We start from the raw sequence: 15,966 nt of genomic DNA, 5'->3' as shown, positions 1-15,966 counted from the left end.
CATCAGGCTCCCCGCCGGTTCGTGTTCCGGGTCAGGGCTGCTGGGGGCGGCGGGACCAGAAGAGGGCGTGGCCGCCGGAGCCTTCGGGGATGAACGCCTGGTGTTCGATGGTCAGGCCGGTTTGAGCGATCCAGGTGCGATTGGTGTCGGCGTCGGTGTGGCTCCACCACATGGAGGCTCCGCCGTCGAGCCAGTCCTCGTCGATGCCCGTCCACGCGGACTGACCGGTGGTGCACAGGAACCATCCGCCCGGGCGGAGCCAAGTCGCGATGTTGTGGAGCAGTTGTTGCTGCTCGTCCTGGGGCATGTGGATCAGGGCGTACAGAGACACGACGGCGTCGAACGATTCGGCCGGGAAGTCCAGCGACGTGGCGTCGGCGTTGATGAACTCACCGTCCGGCACGAGTTCACGAGCGCGACGGATCTGCACCTCGCTGATGTCGACCCCGGTGACGTGATGCCCCGCCGCCACGAGTTCACGCGCGACCGGCACCCCGCTCCCGCAGCCAACGTCGAGCACTCGACTTCCACCCTCGAGCCGTGCGATCAGCTCGTCGATCCAGCTCCGGTACTTCGAGTCGGCGCCGGTCGCCTCGTCGTATCGCAGCGACAGTACGTCGTACCCACGGCGAACTATCTGCTTCGGATCGTCGTCCGTCATGGTCGTCGACGCTAACGGCGCCGATCGGCACCAGCAACGGGTTTACGCGGCGCTTCGCTTGACGGTCGCGAGCCAGGCCGGAGCGCCGTTCTCGTCGTGGAACACCGTCCTGACCCGCTCCGGCACGATGGACGCGATGGCCCAACCAGAGCCCGGACCGAACGCCATCCGCAGATCCTCCTGACTCACGGGATGCGGACCGGCGTCGGGCCCTTCGTCGCCGAAGCACAGCACATACAACGTCCCGCCGTACTCCGTGGCTGTCGCGAGGCTGGCGGCGTACTCCCGCCGTTCCTCGGTGTTGAACGTGTGGAACAGCCCGGAGTCCAGCACCGTCTCGAACTGCCGCCCCAATCGCTCGAGGTGCAACGCGTCAGCCATCGCGAACTCGGCCGGGATCCCACGCTCAGCAGCCTTGTCGCGCGCCATCGTCAACCCGGTCTCAGCGATATCAACGCCCAGCACCGGCAACCCCAGCGAGGCGATCACCAGCGTGTTCTCGCCACTCCCGCACCCTGCGTCAAGCACCGTGCCGGCAAACCCGCCTGCCGCTGCGACCCGCTCAACAGCCGGCTGTGGCCCACCGAAATCCCAAGGAGCCGGACCATCCCAGTACGACGCATCCCACGGCCGGCCAGACATCCGCTCATGACTGGTCGGCGTCCTACCGCCGTACGGATCGTCAGCCTCCGACACCGGACTCTCCTTCCTGTCGCGACCGCCCGTTCATCGTGGCACGCGGGAGCCCGCACCATCAGGCCTCGCGTCCGGTCCGCGAACCGAAGTTCGATGAGCATCGAACTTATTCTAGGGTAGTTCCATGGCTATCGAACATCGCCGGGGTGTCACGGTGCTCGCACTGGTCGCCGCCTTCATGGTCTTCGTCGACGGCACGATCGTGCAGCTGACCCTCGCGCAACTCGCCGAGCACCTGCACGCCTCGCGGCCGGAGCTGGAGTGGGCTGTGAACGCGTACACGCTGTCGTTCGCGGCGGTGATGCTCGGCGCCGGTGCGATCACGGACACGCTCGGCGCCAAGCGGGCGTTCGTTGCCGGGTTGCTGATCTTCACCGCGTCCTCCGCGGTGTGCGCGGTCTCGGCGTCGATGCTGATGCTCAACCTCGCCCGGCTGATCCAGGGTGCCGGCTCCGCGTTGCTCCTGCCGAGCGCGCTGGTACTCGCCACCGCGACCGCGCGGGACGAGCAGATGCGGCACCGTCTCGTCGGCTGGTGGGCCGCCGCAGGAGGCGTTGGCATGGCTGCCGGACCGCTGCTGGGCGGTGCGCTGGTCGCTGTCGCCGACTGGCGCGCTGTGTTCGCGGTGAACGTCGTCATCGGCATCCCGGCGGCGATCTGGGCTCTGCGCTTCATGCCTAGGGTCGCGAGTGCCGGTCGGCGCCTGGACCTGGCAGGCATGGGTACGGCGACGGTGCTGATTGGCGGACTGGTCTTCGCCCTCATCGAAGCGCCCGCCCAGGGTTGGCTGAGCCCTCCTGTCGTGACCGCAGCCGCCCTGACCTTGGCCGGGCTGGTCGGCTTCGTCTGGGCCGAACGCTCCACCCGTACGCCGCTGCTGCCGCGGGGCGTCTACTCCGATCGCGGATTCGTGGTCATCGCCGTACAGGGCGCGTTGTTCAACTTCGCGTTCTACGGGTTGCTGTTCGCCATGAGCCTGATGCTGCAGCAAGGCCGCGGACTCGGCCCACTGGTCAGCGGACTGCTGTTCCTGCCACTCACCGGCCTGATCTCGATCGGCAGCATCTCTGCGGCGCCCCTCGCTCGGCGCATCGGCCGAGCTGGCGTGCTCAGTATCGGTCAGGCCGTTCTGACGGCGTCGCTGGCCGCAGTGGCGTGGGCAGGCACGTCGAGCGCGTTGTGGCCGCTGGTGCTTGCGTTGATTCCGGCCGGCTTCAGTGGCGGATTGCTCGTACCCACGATGACCTCGCAGTCGATGGCTGCCGTTGTACCCGGTCTGCATGGTGCCGCGTCCGCTGCCTTCAACACCTCACGTCAGATCGGGGGAGCCATCGGCATTGCCACCTTCGGCCCTCTCCTCGGCACCACTGACAAGCTCAGCACCGGCTTCGTCACCTGCATCACCGTCGCCTCCGCCGCCACCGCCCTCACCCTCGTCCTGACCGCCATCACCGCGCTGGCCCGCCGCCCCCGCCCGTCGACCCCCACCTGCCACCTCGACCCCAGCCCGTCGTAGGTGTACCGAAGAACGGGTAGTGGTCGATCGACCTGGCCGACCCGAGGCGGGGCGCTGGCGTCAGTGACGGATGGCAGACCGGTACTACCCGTTCGTCGGTACGCCGTGAACTACGCGGCGATCTTGTAGGTGGGGGTGATGATGGCTCGGGCCAGGGTGTGGAAGGCGAGGTTGAAGCCGACTACGGCTGGGGAGGCGTCGCTGTCTACGTCGAGGGCTTCCACGTCCATCGCGTGGACGACGAAGTAGTAGCGGTGGACCTGGTCCCCGGGGGGCGGGGCTGCGCCGCCGAACGACTTGGTGCCGAAGTCGCTGCGGACGTGGAAGGCACCGTTGTCGAGGCGTTCCGGGGTGCCGGCGCCGGTGGGGAGCTCGGTCACGGTCGCGGGCAGGTTGACCAGGACCCAGTGCCAGAAGCCGGACACGACCGGCGCGTCCGGGTCGTAGCAGGTGACGACGAAACCCTTGGTCTCCGCCGGGAACCCGGACCAGCTCAGCTGCGGCGACTTGTTGCCGCCGGCGAACGCGTGGTCCTCGGCCAGTTGTTCGTTGTCGGCGACGTCGGTGCTGGTGACGGTGAAGGTACCGGCCTGCGGGAGCAGTTCGTACGGGTCCGGGGCAACGGGACGATCGAGCGACATCTGTGATCCTCCGGGATCTCGCAAGGTGTGGTGATTCCGACATTACTGTCCACATCACGCTGGTCCGGACCGGGGCACACGTCGGCGGATGCGAAGATCGGACTCGACCCGCCCAACCGGGCGGGAGGGGCGTGGTGGACTGGAGGAGCGCGGTGGAGGAGTACCTGGATCGGATCGGGCCGGCGGATGGTACGGCGATGCGGGCTGCCGCGGAGCGTCAGTCGCAGCTGACGAAGCCGGCCGGCTCGCTCGGGGTGCTGGAGGAGCTGTCTGTCCGCGTCGCCGGGATGACCGGTAGCTGCCCGCCCGAGGTGCCCGCGCCGGCCGTGGTGACGGTGTTCGCCGCGGACCACGGCGTACACGCACAGGGTGTGTCGCCCTGGCCGCAGGAGGTGACCGCCGCGATGCTGGCGAACTTCGCCGCCGGCGGCGCCGCGGTGAACGCCTTCGCGGCCAACAACCGGGTCGATGTCCGGGTCGTCGACGTCGGCGTTGCGACCCCGGTGGACCAGCTGGACATCATCCACGCGAAGGTCCGGCCGGGGACGCGTGATCTGTCCGCCGGGGCAGCCCTCACCGAGGACGAGGTGCGTGCCGCGATCGCCGTCGGCTTCGACCTGGCGGACCGGCTCATCCAGGACGGCTACCGCTGCCTGCTCACTGGCGACATGGGCATCGCCAACACGACCGCGAGTGCCGCCCTGATCGCCACCTTCACCGGCTCGACCGCGGACGTGGTGACCGGCCGGGGCACCGGCATCGACGACGCCACGCTGGCCCACAAGACCGCGATCGTCCAGGCTGCCCTCGCGATGCACGACGTACCGGCGACCGAGCCGCTCAAAGCGCTCCAGGCGTACGGCGGTCTGGAGCACGCAGCGCTGGCCGGATATCTCCTCGGCGGAGCGGCCAACAAGGTACCGGTCATCCTCGACGGCGTGATCGCGGGTGCCGCGGCGCTCGTCGCCCAGGCGCTCCACCCGGCAGTGATCGACTACTGCGTCGCCGGGCACCGCTCGGCGGAGCCGGGGCACGCGGTCGCGCTGAAGACGCTCGGCCTCCAGCCGCTGGTCGACCTGGACCTCAGGCTCGGTGAGGGGACCGGCGCGGTGCTCGCGTACCCGATCCTGACCTGCGCGGTCCGGGCGCTCGCCGAGATGGCGACCTTCGAGTCCGCGGGGATCAGCTCGTGACCGATCAGTACCTGTCCGGCCTCGTGCTGCAGGGACGACGCGTGGTCGTCGTCGGTGGCGGAGGTGTCGCGCAGCGGCGGCTCCCGCGCCTGCTCGAGTCCGGCGCCCGGATCGACCTGATCTCGCCGTCGATCACCCCCACCATCGAGGGACTGCTCTCCAACCCGTCCCTGTCCTGGACCGAACGCGGCTATCAGTACGGCGACCTGGATGGATCCTGGTACGTCGTCGTGGCCACCGACGACACCGCGGTCAACGACCAGGTGTCTGAGGAGGCCGAGGAACGCCGGATCTTCTGCGTACGGTCCGACGACCGATCCCGGGCAACCGCGTGGACGCCGGCATCGGGCCAGCACGACAACGTGACCATCGGCGTACTCGGCGGCGGCGATCACCGCCGTTCGGCCGCGGTTCGGGACGCCATCCTGGAAGGTCTCCGGACGGGGGAGCTGGGTGCACGCGAGGCCGGCAAGCACCCTGGCGTGTACCTGGTCGGCGGGGGACCGGGCGACCCGGACCTGATCACGGTGCGCGGACGGCGGTTGCTGGCCGAGGCGGACGTGGTCGTCGCGGACCGGCTCGCGCCGCAGCAGCTGCTGGACGAATTGCCTCCGGATGTCGAGCTGTTCGACGCGGCCAAGCTCCCGCGCGGCCGGGCAGCCCAGCAGGAGGAGATCAACCGGATCCTGGTCGACCGCGGTCAGCAGGGAAAGGTCGTCGTACGGCTGAAGGGCGGCGACCCGTACGTCTTCGGCCGCGGCTTCGAGGAAGCGCTGGCCTGTGCCGAGGCCGGCGTTCCGTGGACGGTCGTGCCGGGGATCACCAGCTCGATCTCGGTGCCGGCCGTGTCCGGCATCCCGGTGACGCATCGCGGAGTGACTCACGAATTCACGGTTGTGTCGGGCCACATCCCGCCGTCGCACCCGGACTCACTGATCAACTGGGACGCGCTGGCGCAGCTGTCCGGCACGCTCGTGCTGCTGATGGCGGTCGAGAACCTGCCCGCGATCACCGAGCGTCTGATCGCCGCCGGCCGCCCCGCTGACACCCCGGCCGCGGCCATTGCCGATGGCACCCTTCCGGGTCAGCGGATGGTGACGTCCGACCTGGCCGGGATCGCCGCAACGATGGCCGAAGCCGGCGTCGGCGCCCCCGCGATCGTTGTCATCGGCAACGTCGTCGACGTCGCCGCGCAGGCACGCAACGACGGCGCCCGGTCGCCTGGGACCGCATGAGCCCACAGGTCCCGCTGGACGATCCCGCTGACCCGCGGCTGGCGGACTACGTCAGGCTGCGGGAGGTGACGTTGCGCCGCCTGCTGGAGGAGGAGCACGGGCTGTTCATCGCCGAGGGCGACAAGGTGATCCGCCGGGCCGCGGACGCCGGGTACGAGCCGCGGTCGTTCCTACTCGCGCCGCGCTGGCTGGACTCGCTGGCCGACGTCCTCGCACAGTGGCCCGACGCGCCTGTGTATGTCGTCTCGGAGGAACTGGCCGAGCAGGTCACCGGTTTCCACGTCCACCGCGGCGCACTCGCGTCGTACCGCCGCCGGCCGCGGATGCCACTCCAACAGCTGCTCAACCAGGACATCAGACGGATCGCGATCTTCGACGACATCGTGGATCACACGAACGTCGGCGCCGGCTTCCGCGCGGCCGCCGCGATGGGCGTCGACCTCGTGCTGGTGACCCCGACCTGTGCCGACCCGCTGTACCGCCGGTCGATCAAGGTGTCGATGGGAACGGTCTTCCAGGTGCCGTGGACCCGGCTGGAGTCCTGGCCCGGCGACCTCACCCAACTGCAGGACCGCGGCTTCATCGCAGCCGCGTTCGCACTGACCGACGACTCGATCACGCTGGACGACCTGGTCGCCCGGAACGACGAACGCCTCGCGCTGATCTTCGGCACCGAAGGACACGGCCTCAAGCCGCGCGTGCTCGAAAAGGCAGATCTGGCGGTACGCATCCCGATGGCAGGCGGCGTCGACTCGCTGAACGTGGCAAGCTCAGCAGCGGTCGCCTTCTACGCCACGCGACCCATGCCTTAGGGGGAGCCATGCGTACGACGGAACGCCTGGTACTGCGTCCGTTCCGCGAAGAGGATCTGGAGCCGTGGGCCGCGCTCAACGTGGTCCCGGAGGTGCTGACGTATCTCGGCGGGCCGCTGAGCCGGGACGAGTGTGACCAGATCGCCTCCGCGGTCAACGAGCGGTACGCGTCCGACGGGTATGGGTTCCTCGCGGTCGAACGACGTTCCGACGGCGCGTTCCTCGGGGCGTGCGGTCTCACCCGGGAGCAGTGGTATCCGGACGATCTGGAGATCGGCTGGCGGCTGGCCCGTGAGTACTGGGGACACGGGTATGCGACGGAGGCGGCGGCCTCCTGGCTGGAGCACGGCTTCACCACGCTCGAGCTACCCAGGATTATTGCCGTGACCGATTCGCCGAACCTCCGTAGCATCGCCGTCATGCGCCGGCTCGGCATGACCTTCGACCACGAGGTGGATCTCGAGGAGGACGGCGTACCGTTTCGTGCCACTGTCTACACGATGACCGCGGAGGCTTGGCAGGCATGCCGAAAGTAGTACTCATCACGGGGATGCAGGCTGCGGGGAAGTCCACCATCGCGCCGCTGCTCGCCGCGCGGCTCGGGCCGCCGGCGGCGACGCTCGACGGGGATGTCTTCTACAAGGCGGTCGTCGCGGGCGCCGAGGTGATGACGCCGGACCCGTCGGCCGAGGCGGTCCGCCAGCTGGAGCTGCGGTACGACGCCTCGGCACTCGTGGCGCAGCACTACGCCGACGCCGGGTTCGACTTCGTCTGCAGCGACATCGTCATCGGGGAGCATGTCGAGAAGTGGTTCGCCGGGTTGCGTGGCGTGGAGACGTACCTGGTCGTGCTCTACCCGTCGGTGGAGTCGATCGTCGAACGGGAGATCGCGCGAGGAGGCAACAACTCCTACCGCGACTGGCAGGAACCTGGCGGCACCCTCGCGGACGCGGTTCGTGCCCTGCAGAAGGATCTGGACGCGATGCCGCGCCGGGGTCTGTGGCTCGACACCAGCGACCAGACGCCGGAGCAGTCGGTCGACGCGATCCTTGCGGATCTCCCGAAGGCCCGCTGGTAGAACCTCAGGTGGCCTGGGATTCCTGGTGGTGCTCGTCGTGCTCGATCATCGGTGAGACCGGCCAGTCCGACGGGTAGTCCGGCGCGAGCTCCTCGGCCTCGCCGAACAGGCGCTTGCGGTACTTGCGGGACAGCCGGTCGCCGAAAACAGTGCCCTGGGTGTGGTCGGTCTCGTGCTGCAGGCAGCGCGCCAGCAGGCCGTCGCCCTCGAAGCTGACCGGCTCGCCGTGCTGGTCGACGCCGGTGACGCGGGCGAAGTCCGGGCGGGCGCACTTGGTGAAGGCACCCGGCAGCGACAGGCAGCCTTCCTCACCCTCGTCCAGGCTGCGGTCCTTGCCCTCGGGGACCTCGACCACCGGGTTGCACACGACGCCCTGGACGTGGTTGCCGTCCTTGTCCGGGCAGTCGAACACGAACAGTTGCAGATCCACACCGACCTGGTTCGCGGCCAGGCCGACGCCGTCGGCCGCGCGCATCGTCGCGACCATGTCGGCGACGAGTGTCTGCAGGTCGTCACCGAAGTCGGTCACGGGCTGGTTGACCCGGTGCATGACGTCCTCGCCCCACCGGGTGATGGGTCGCACCGAACCGTTCGCAGGCAACGTAGACATGCGGGAAATCCTAGCTGCCTGCTCCGGCGCAGGTGGCCGAGGATGCGACCACCTGCGCCGGCAGGGACTACTTCGCGTTCAGCTCGTCCCGCCAGGCGACCCACTCGCGCAGCAGACCCAGGTCGTAGTCCGGGCCGGAGGTCGAGACGGTGAACAGGCGAGTGCCGACGTCCAGCAGGGACTTGCCGATCTGCTCGGGCGACTTGTCGCCGACAGCAGCCGAGCGCTCGATCTCGCCCGGGTCGCGGCCGATCGTCTTGCAGTGCTCGTCCAGTACGGCGTGCTTGTGCGCGAGCGTCTCGGCGTCGCCGAAGCCGTGCCAGATGTTGGCGTGCTTCGCGACCAGCTTCAGCGTCTTCTTCTCGCCGCCACCGCCGATCAGCACCGGGATGTCGCGGGTCGGCAGCGGGTTCAGCTTGGCCCACCGCTGCTCGATCCGCGGCAGCGCCTCGCCGAGCGCGTCGAGCCGGCCGCCCGCCGTACCGAACTCGTAGCCGTACTCGTCGTAGTCCTTCTCGAACCAGCCCGAGCCGATGCCGAAGATCAGCCGGCCGTCGCTGATGTGGTCGACCGTGCGGGCCATGTCGGCGAGCAGGTCGGGGTTGCGGTAGGAGTTGCAGGTGACCAGGGCACCGAACTGGATCCGCTCGGTCGCCTCGGCCCAGGCGGCCAGCATGGTCCAGCACTCGAAGTGCAGACCCTCCGGCTCACCCGACAGCGGGTAGAAGTGGTCCCAGTTGAACGCCACGTCGACGCCGATCTCCTCCGCCGCCGCGACAGTCCGCCGGATGTCGGCGTACTGCGCGTGCTGGGGCTGGACCTGGACGCCGATCCGTACCGGGAAGGCGGCGTACGGACGGTCGATGGACTCGGAATCTGTCATGGTGGAGATCCTATCGGCGTTGCGGAGGGCCCTCCGGATCGGCCCGGGGAATGGACCACGAAGGGGGTACGGCGGAATGCCGGACGAGGACAGGGTGGACGAGTTCGCGCGCCTGTTCAAGCGGTTCCTGGAGCGGATGCAGCACAGCGGCCCGGTCGGCCGGGAGAGCCTGCGGGACCGGTTGCGCGCCCATCTGGGGATCGATCCCGAGCAGGTGCCGGTGGTCACGGCGAGCTTCGCGCCGTACGACCTGCCGAACGTGCAGCGCGCGGTCGAGGCCTGGTTCGACGAGTTCGAGGTGCTCGGCCTGGCCGGGTCGAACCGTGGGCACCACACCCTCGGTGAGCTGCTGGAGCTGGCCGAGTACGACCGGTTCGGGATCGGCGCGGTCGACTACCAGCGGCTGCAGATCGACGTCGACGAGGAGATGGACTGCGTCGCCTTCGGCTTCTACCTCGGCGTCCAGGGCCCCGATCGGTACGTCGCTCTGTTGCGCGCGGCGAACCCGCAGTACGGGCGGATGTCGGTCGACCTGGAGGTGCTCTCGGTCGAGAAGGAGGCCGGCGATCGCTTCCTCGGGGCGCTGCCCGACCTGATCCGCGAGCACAACGTGTTCCGCGGCAAGGTGATCTCGTTCGAAGGACACGACTTCGGGCACGGGGTCGGTCCGTTCCGGCTGCACCCGCGGCCGGGAGTCGCTCGTACGGACGTGGTACTGCCGGACGGCGTGCTGGAGCGGGTCGAGCGTGAGGTGATCGGTATCGCGGAGCATCGGGAGACGCTCCTGACGGCCGGTCAGCACCTGCGTCGTGGGGTGTTGCTCTACGGGCCGCCCGGGACGGGGAAGACGCACACCGTGCGCTACCTGCTCTCGCGGTTGCCCGAGTTCACCGTCGTACTGCTCGCGGGGACCAGCATCAGGTACATCTCGGAGGCGTGTGCCCTGGCGCGACTGCTGCAGCCGGCGCTGGTCGTACTCGAGGACTGCGACCTGGTGGCGGAGGCCCGTGACTATACGAAGGGCATGGAGAATCCGCTGTTGTTCCAGGTCCTCAACGAGATGGACGGGCTGGCCGAGGACGCCGACGTCGCCTTCCTACTGACCACGAACCGCGCCGACCTGCTCGAGCCGGCGCTGATGCGGCGCCCTGGTCGCGTCGATCTGGCCGTCGAGGTGCCGCTGCCCGACGCCGACGGACGGACCCGGCTACTGAGCCTGTACGGCCCGAACCTGCAGCCCACAGCGGACGTTGTCGACGAGGTGATCAGCCGGACCGAGGGCACCACGGCTTCTTTCATGAAGGAACTCGTCCGCCGTACCGTCCTGCTGGCCGCCGAGTCCGGCGCAGCTCCTGACTCGAGCCACCTGCGGGCTGCTGTCGACGAGCTCCTGTCGTCTCGCGACGCGCTCACCCGCCGACTCCTCGGAGCCACCAACGGCGACGTACCGGACTATTCACCCGGCGAGCCGGCCCGCCCCGGCCTATACCCAGGCTGATCACTTGAAGGCCCATCACTTGAAGGCTGGTCACTTGAAGTACGTCGCCAGGCATCCGAGCATGTGTGCCACACCGGTCCGGACCTCATTCTCGTGTTCGGGCGCCAGCCCGGTGCTCCGGTAGTCCAGCCGCGTCCGTCCCTCACCGGCCTCCGTCAGCTCGACAGTGACCTCCTCGGGATCGTCGACGTACAGGACGACCTGCCGCGGCAGGTCCACCGAGCCGAAGCGGATGGTGAACGGCACCTCACTCGAGCCGTCGGCGCTGACGAAGACGGCCGAGATCAGCCCGCCGGGCCGGGCGTCGATGGTCACCCGGTCGGCCGGGGTGGTGAAGCCATCCGCGACGAACCACGCGGCGAACGGCTCGGGTTCGGTGAAGGCCCGGGCCACCTCGGTGGGCGGTGCGTCGACAGTCTGGCTGAGCGTGAACATGAGCGGGACCTCCTGGCTGGATCGACCTGACACCAGCACTGTGCCCGAGCAGTCTTACGGTTTCCTTCCGGTCGGTATCCGGTCCGCGTACGCCGCCGCCCAGTCACCGAGTGCGCGGATCGGAACCAGGAGGTGTCCTCACCGGGCTTGGTGAGCGAGTACTCGACCCGCGGCGGCGCCTCGGCGTACCGGTGGCGCTGGACGAGGCCGTTGTGTTCCAGGCGGCGCAGCCCGCGCTGGGGCAGGTCGGCCGGCTGGTCCGAGCACTCGGGTGTGAGCCCGTGCAAGCGGGCGGACTCGACCGTGCGAAGTTGCTGGAGGCAACTGCCGCTTTGGCCATCGGCATCTGGGTCACCGGCGGCGACGTACGGGCGATGTTCCCACCGCTGGAAGCCGCCTTCGGGTCAGTTCACCCGGGATGATTCGCGAAGAGCTGGTTGAGTTCGGCTTGGGGGATCTGGTCGGCGGCGAAGGTGATGGTGCCTTGCGTGGCGAGCTCTTGGGCGCTGCGGCGGATGAAACCCAGGGCAGCGCGGGCGATGCTGCCGCCGAGGCTGATCCGGGTCACGCCGGCGTCCTGCAGATCGCCGACGGTCAGGGTCGACGTCCCCAGGCCGATCACGACGTTGACCGGACCGTCGATCTCGCGCACCAAGGTGCGGATCGGGTCGAGGTCGTTCACGCCCGGCACGTAGAGGCAGTCGGCGCCGGCTGCCCGGAAGCGGTTGGCACGGTCGATCGAGTCGCTCAACGAGGTCGGCGTACGCAGCATCTGCCCGTCGGTGCGCGCCGTGAGCACGAAGTCCGGGCCGGCCGCCTCGCGGGCCGCGACGATCCGCTCCACCGCCAGCTCGACGTCGTACAGGTCGCGTCCGTCGAAGTCCTCGATGTTCCCGCCGGCCAGGCCGATCTCGCGGGCCAGCGTGATCGTCTCCGCGACCTTGGCCGGCTCAGCGCCGTACCCGTCCTCGAGATCCCCGTTCACCGGTACGGCGCTCGCGGCGGTGATCTCCCGCATCCGCGCGAACATGGCCTCCCGCGACACGGCGGGCGCGCCGTCGGGCAGCGTGTGATCGCCCTTCGCCATCGAGAACGCGATCCCGGCACTCGTTGTCGCGATCGCCGGGAACCCGGCCTCGGTCAGCAGCACCGCACTCCCGGCATCCCAGGCGTTCGGCATCACGAAGCGGCCGGCATGCAGCTCGCGGAACGTCGTCATGACCCCGGGAGCTCCTGCGCGGCGGCCTCGTCGACCAGCCACAGCGTGCGGTCCAGGCCTTTCGGCTGCGCCGCGGGTACGTCGCCGCCGCTCAACGCCTGACCAACCGCATGAGCCTTGTCGTCACCCGACACCACGAACCACACCTCGCGGGCCCGGTCGAGCGCCGGGAGCGTCAGCGAGACGCGGGTCGGCGGCGGCTTGGGCGAGTCGTGGACGGCAACGGCCGCGACGTCGGCGACCTTCAGCTGGGCGAACCCGGGGAAGAGCGACGCCACGTGTCCATCGGGCCCGACGCCGAGCATCAGTACGTCGAACGTCGGTACGCCGTCCTGATCGCCGGAACCCATCGCGGCCTTCAGCTCGGCGGCGTAGGCAGCTGCCGCAGCCTCCGCGCCCTGGCCGGCATCGGCCGGCATGGGGTGGATCCGGGCCGGATCCACGTCCACGCGGGAGAGCAGCGCCCCGCGGTTCTGCGTCTCGTTGCGCTCCGGGTCGCCGTCCGGCAGGAACCGCTCGTCGCCCCACCAGAACTCGACCCGCCGCCAGTCGATCGCATGCCGGGCGGGAGACTCGGCGACCGCGCGGTACACGACCGCTGCGACCCGGCCGCCGGTCAACACGACCTGGGCGACCCGGCCACTGCTCTGGACATCGACGAGGCGGGTGATGAACCGCGCCGCGACGGCGTGTGCCAGCCCCTCGGCGTCACGGTTCACCAGGACGGACGGGGCGCTCATGAGCGCCCCGCCACCCTCTTGCCCGTGCCCTTCTTCGCAGCAGTCTTCCTTGCCGGCGACTTCTTCACGGCAGCCGTCTTCTTGGCCGCGGTCTTCTTGGCAACGGCCTTCTTGGCAGCGCCGGCAGCGGCCGACGTACCGGCAGACTTCTTCGCTGTCGCCTTCCTCGCGAAGGACTTCTTCGCCGCCGTCTCCTGGACCGGAGTGCTCGCCACCGTCGCCTTCTTCGCAGCGGCAGACGCTCGCTCCGCCGCCGTCTTCCGCTGAACGGCGCCGACTTTCTTGACGTCCTCCGGCATCGCCTCCCGCTTGACCAGGCATTCCAGCGTCCGCGCGTACACGTCGTCCGGGTCGAGCCGGCGCAGTTCTTCACTGAGCAGCTCGGACGTCGTACGGCGCTTCAGAGCGACCGGCCGGTCCGGCTGGCCCGGGATACTGAACGTCGCCACCGCGCCATCCGGCCGGGTCAATGCGATCGGTCCGGCCGGCGTGAACATTCTCACGGCGGTCACACCCGGTCCGCGCGAGTTCTTCTGCTCCACTGGGACACCGAGCCGGCACTGCAGCCAGGCGGCCATCAGATCCGCACTGGGGTTGCCCTTCGCGGACACGACCTCGGCCGCGCTCACCTTGGTCGGGTACTGATCCAGGGCGGCCGCCATCAGCGCACGCCACGGCGTCAGCCGCGACCACGCGAAGTCGGTGTCGCCCGGCTCGTAGCCCTCGGCCCGCGCACTGAAGTCGACGGACGCCCGCCGGGTCGCGGCCGCATCGGTGACGCGGCGACGGCCCAGCTTGCCCAGCGGGTCGTCGGCGGGGACCTTCGGCCCGCCGCCCGGCCACCAGACGATGACGGGGGAGTCGGGCAGCAGCAGCGGGGTGATCACGGACTCGGGCACCTTGGCCAGCTCACCGTGCAGCCGAAGCAGCACCGCCTCGCCGGGAATGCCTTCACCCACCCGCACTTCGGCATCGAGCCCGGGTGCACCCCGGCCGGGCCGCAGGATCGCGACCAGGACGCGGGACGGGTGCTCGCGACCGGCCTCGTTCGCGGCCTTCATCGCGTCGTGGTGGGACGCCTCGTCGACGACCACCACGATGGTGCCGACCATGCCCATGGCCGGCGAGCCCGCGTTCCGGCGCGCCTTGAGCAGTGCCGACGCGATCTCGCTCGACGTCGTACCGGTGAGGTCGATGATCATGGCCGCCTCCAGGCGCGTCCGTCGCGGGCGAGCATCTCGTGCGCGGAGGCCGGGCCCCAGTCGCCGGACGCGTACTGCTCCGGCTTGCCGTGCTCGGCCCAGTACCCGATCACCGGGTCGAGGATCTTCCAGCCCAGCTCCACCTCGGTGTGCTGCGGGAACAGCGGCGGGTCGCCGAGCAGTACGTCGAGGATGAGCCGCTCGTACGCCTCCGGCGAGGACTCCGTGAACGAACCGCCGTACTGGAAGTCCATGTTCACGTCGCGGATCTCCATCATCGTGCCGGGCACCTTGGCGCCGAAGCGCATCGTGATGCCCTCGTCCGGCTGGATCCGCAGGACCAGTGCGTTCTGGCCCAGTTCCTCGGTCTCGGTCTTGGTGAACGGCAGGTGTGGTGCGCGCTTGAACATCACCGCGACCTCGGTCACCCGGCGGCCGAGCCGCTTGCCGGTGCGCAGATAGAACGGGACGCCGGCCCAGCGGCGGGTGTCGACGTCGACCCGGAGCGCCGCGAAGGTCTCCGTCGCCGACGACTGCGGGATGCCGTCCTCCTGCAGGTAGCCCTTCACCTTGACGCCGCCGGCCCAGCCGGCCGCGTACTGACCGCGGGCGGTGTGCAGGTCGAGGCGCTCCGGCAGCTTCACCGCCGCGAGCACCTTCTTCTTCTCCTGCCGCAGCGACCACGCGTCGAAGCTCACCGGCTCCTCCATCGCGACCAGCGCGAGCAGTTGGAGCAGGTGGTTCTGGATCACGTCGCGGGCCGCACCGATGCCGTCGTAGTACCCGGCCCGGCCGCCGATGCCGATGTCCTCGGCCATGGTGATCTGGACGTGGTCGACGTAGTGGCTGTTCCAGACCGGCTCGAACATGGAGTTGGCGAACCGCAGCGCCAGCATGTTCTGGACGGTCTCCTTGCCCAGGTAGTGGTCGATCCGGAAGACCGCCTCGGGCGGGAACACCGACTCGACCACCTGGTTCAGCTCACGGGCGCTCTTCAGGTCGTGGCCGAACGGCTTCTCGATCACCACCCGCCGCCACGAGCCTGGCATCTCCCTGGTCAGCCCGTGCTCGGAGAGCTGCTGCACGACCTGCGGGAACAGGCCCGGCGGGATGGACAGGTAGAACGCGTGGTTGCCGCCGGTGCCGCGGTTCACGTCCAGTTCGTCCACGGTCTCCCGCAGCCGCTCGAACGCCGCGTCGTCGGTCAGGTCACCCGGCACGAACCGGAAGCCCTCGGCCAGCTGCTGCCAGACCTCCTCGCGGAACGGGGTCCGGGCGTGCTCCTTGACCGAGTCGTGCACGATCTGCGCGAAGTCCTGGTTGGTGTAGTCGCGACGGGCGAACCCGACCAGGGCGAAACCGGGTGGCAGCAGCCCCCGGTTCGCCAGGTCGTAGACCGCCGGCATCAGCTTCTTGCGGGCCAGGTCACCGGTGACGCCGAAGATCACCAGGCTGCACGGCCCGGCGATCCTCGGGAGCCGCCGATCCTGCGGATCCCGTAGCGGGTTCACCGGACCGGACGACTCTTCGTCGAGCTGAGCGGTCAT

18 protein-coding genes and 1 pseudogene are annotated in these 15,966 nt (G+C 69.4%); 8 read left to right on the top strand and 11 right to left on the bottom strand.

Annotated elements, in window-relative coordinates; all coding sequences use genetic code 11:
• Window positions 1–31 precede the first annotated feature (31 nt).
• Together OG817_RS17475 and OG817_RS17470 are read right to left on the bottom strand one after the other, a co-directional pair.
• Window positions 32–661 (bottom strand): class I SAM-dependent methyltransferase, encoded by a 630-nt coding sequence (locus OG817_RS17475; RefSeq protein ID WP_406055927.1) that lies wholly within the window; start codon window positions 659–661, stop codon window positions 32–34.
• 42 nt (window positions 662–703) lie between these two features.
• Window positions 704–1,357 (bottom strand): class I SAM-dependent methyltransferase, encoded by a 654-nt coding sequence (locus OG817_RS17470; protein ID WP_406055925.1) that lies wholly within the window; start codon window positions 1,355–1,357, stop codon window positions 704–706.
• 124 nt (window positions 1,358–1,481) lie between these two features.
• Between OG817_RS17470 and OG817_RS17465 the strand changes: the two genes are divergently transcribed.
• A complete protein-coding gene (locus OG817_RS17465) occupies window positions 1,482–2,873 on the top strand; it encodes an MFS transporter (protein WP_406055923.1) in 1,392 nt (463 codons plus the stop codon).
• A gap of 110 nt (window positions 2,874–2,983) precedes the next feature.
• Here the strand turns inward: OG817_RS17465 and OG817_RS17460 are convergent, their stop codons facing one another.
• Window positions 2,984–3,514: a YbhB/YbcL family Raf kinase inhibitor-like protein gene (locus OG817_RS17460; protein WP_406055921.1), complete on the bottom strand. Its 531-nt coding sequence runs from the start codon at window positions 3,512–3,514 to the stop codon at window positions 2,984–2,986.
• 152 nt (window positions 3,515–3,666) lie between these two features.
• On the opposite strand from OG817_RS17460, the gene cobT reads away from it, so the two are divergent.
• The 5 genes from cobT to OG817_RS17435 are packed head-to-tail and all read left to right on the top strand — an operon-like array spanning window position 3,667 to window position 7,832.
• On the top strand, window positions 3,667–4,707 hold the full coding sequence (gene cobT / locus OG817_RS17455) for a nicotinate-nucleotide--dimethylbenzimidazole phosphoribosyltransferase (protein WP_406055919.1): 1,041 nt from the start codon (window positions 3,667–3,669) through the stop codon (window positions 4,705–4,707).
• Window positions 4,704–5,942: a uroporphyrinogen-III C-methyltransferase gene (gene cobA / locus OG817_RS17450; RefSeq protein WP_406055917.1), complete on the top strand. Its 1,239-nt coding sequence runs from the start codon at window positions 4,704–4,706 to the stop codon at window positions 5,940–5,942. The genes cobT and cobA overlap by 4 nt, the downstream gene beginning before the upstream one ends.
• Window positions 5,939–6,754 carry a TrmH family RNA methyltransferase gene (locus OG817_RS17445; RefSeq protein WP_406055915.1) on the top strand — a complete coding sequence of 272 codons (816 nt, stop codon included), beginning with the start codon at window positions 5,939–5,941 and terminating at the stop codon, window positions 6,752–6,754. The genes cobA and OG817_RS17445 overlap by 4 nt, the downstream gene beginning before the upstream one ends.
• 8 nt (window positions 6,755–6,762) lie before the next feature.
• Window positions 6,763–7,290 (top strand): GNAT family N-acetyltransferase, encoded by a 528-nt coding sequence (locus tag OG817_RS17440; RefSeq protein ID WP_406055913.1) that lies wholly within the window; start codon window positions 6,763–6,765, stop codon window positions 7,288–7,290.
• Window positions 7,278–7,832 (top strand): AAA family ATPase, encoded by a 555-nt coding sequence (locus tag OG817_RS17435; RefSeq protein ID WP_406055911.1) that lies wholly within the window; start codon window positions 7,278–7,280, stop codon window positions 7,830–7,832. Before OG817_RS17440 ends, OG817_RS17435 begins: the two co-directional genes overlap by 13 nt.
• A 4-nt stretch (window positions 7,833–7,836) precedes the next feature.
• Here the strand turns inward: OG817_RS17435 and def are convergent, their stop codons facing one another.
• Together def and OG817_RS17425 are read right to left on the bottom strand one after the other, a co-directional pair.
• Entirely contained in the window at window positions 7,837–8,442 is a 606-nt protein-coding gene (def, locus tag OG817_RS17430; protein ID WP_360439385.1) for a peptide deformylase, read from the bottom strand.
• Between the two features lie 67 nt (window positions 8,443–8,509).
• Complete coding sequence (locus OG817_RS17425) at window positions 8,510–9,325, bottom strand: LLM class F420-dependent oxidoreductase (RefSeq protein WP_396389997.1); 816 nt, start codon at window positions 9,323–9,325, stop codon at window positions 8,510–8,512.
• A 94-nt stretch (window positions 9,326–9,419) separates the two neighbouring features.
• Between OG817_RS17425 and OG817_RS17420 the strand changes: the two genes are divergently transcribed.
• Window positions 9,420–10,823, top strand: a complete 1,404-nt coding sequence (locus tag OG817_RS17420) for an AAA family ATPase (RefSeq protein ID WP_406055908.1) — start codon at window positions 9,420–9,422, stop codon at window positions 10,821–10,823.
• Between the two features lie 30 nt (window positions 10,824–10,853).
• Here OG817_RS17420 and OG817_RS17415 read toward each other — a convergent pair.
• Window positions 10,854–11,222 (bottom strand): annotated as a pseudogene (locus OG817_RS17415) (SRPBCC domain-containing protein); the annotation flags it as partial.
• Entirely contained in the window at window positions 11,135–11,479 is a 345-nt protein-coding gene (locus tag OG817_RS17410) for a winged helix-turn-helix transcriptional regulator (protein WP_406057460.1), read from the bottom strand. The gene OG817_RS17410 and the pseudogene OG817_RS17415, both read right to left, overlap by 88 nt.
• Here OG817_RS17410 and OG817_RS17405 point away from each other — a divergent pair.
• Entirely contained in the window at window positions 11,369–11,680 is a 312-nt protein-coding gene (locus tag OG817_RS17405; RefSeq protein ID WP_406057683.1) for a hypothetical protein, read from the top strand. The genes OG817_RS17410 and OG817_RS17405 overlap by 111 nt on opposite strands.
• Here the strand turns inward: OG817_RS17405 and OG817_RS17400 are convergent.
• The 4 genes from OG817_RS17400 to zwf are packed head-to-tail and all read right to left on the bottom strand — an operon-like array spanning window position 11,668 to window position 15,966.
• Complete coding sequence (locus OG817_RS17400; RefSeq protein ID WP_406055906.1) at window positions 11,668–12,477, bottom strand: oxaloacetate decarboxylase; 810 nt, start codon at window positions 12,475–12,477, stop codon at window positions 11,668–11,670. The two genes, OG817_RS17405 and OG817_RS17400, sit on opposite strands and share 13 nt — an antisense overlap.
• Window positions 12,474–13,217: a 6-phosphogluconolactonase gene (gene pgl / locus OG817_RS17395; protein WP_406055904.1), complete on the bottom strand. Its 744-nt coding sequence runs from the start codon at window positions 13,215–13,217 to the stop codon at window positions 12,474–12,476. Before pgl ends, OG817_RS17400 begins: the two co-directional genes overlap by 4 nt.
• Complete coding sequence (locus tag OG817_RS17390; protein ID WP_406055902.1) at window positions 13,214–14,419, bottom strand: glucose-6-phosphate dehydrogenase assembly protein OpcA; 1,206 nt, start codon at window positions 14,417–14,419, stop codon at window positions 13,214–13,216. The genes pgl and OG817_RS17390 overlap by 4 nt, the downstream gene beginning before the upstream one ends.
• Window positions 14,416–15,966: a glucose-6-phosphate dehydrogenase gene (gene zwf, locus OG817_RS17385; RefSeq protein WP_406055900.1), complete on the bottom strand. Its 1,551-nt coding sequence runs from the start codon at window positions 15,964–15,966 to the stop codon at window positions 14,416–14,418. The genes OG817_RS17390 and zwf overlap by 4 nt, the downstream gene beginning before the upstream one ends.

It is taken from the genome of Kribbella sp. NBC_00889 (assembly GCF_045207705.1).
Classification (GTDB): Bacteria; Actinomycetota; Actinomycetes; order Propionibacteriales; family Kribbellaceae; genus Kribbella.
Note: the sequence above shows the minus strand (reverse complement) of the source record. Positions and strands in the feature narration are given on the sequence as shown.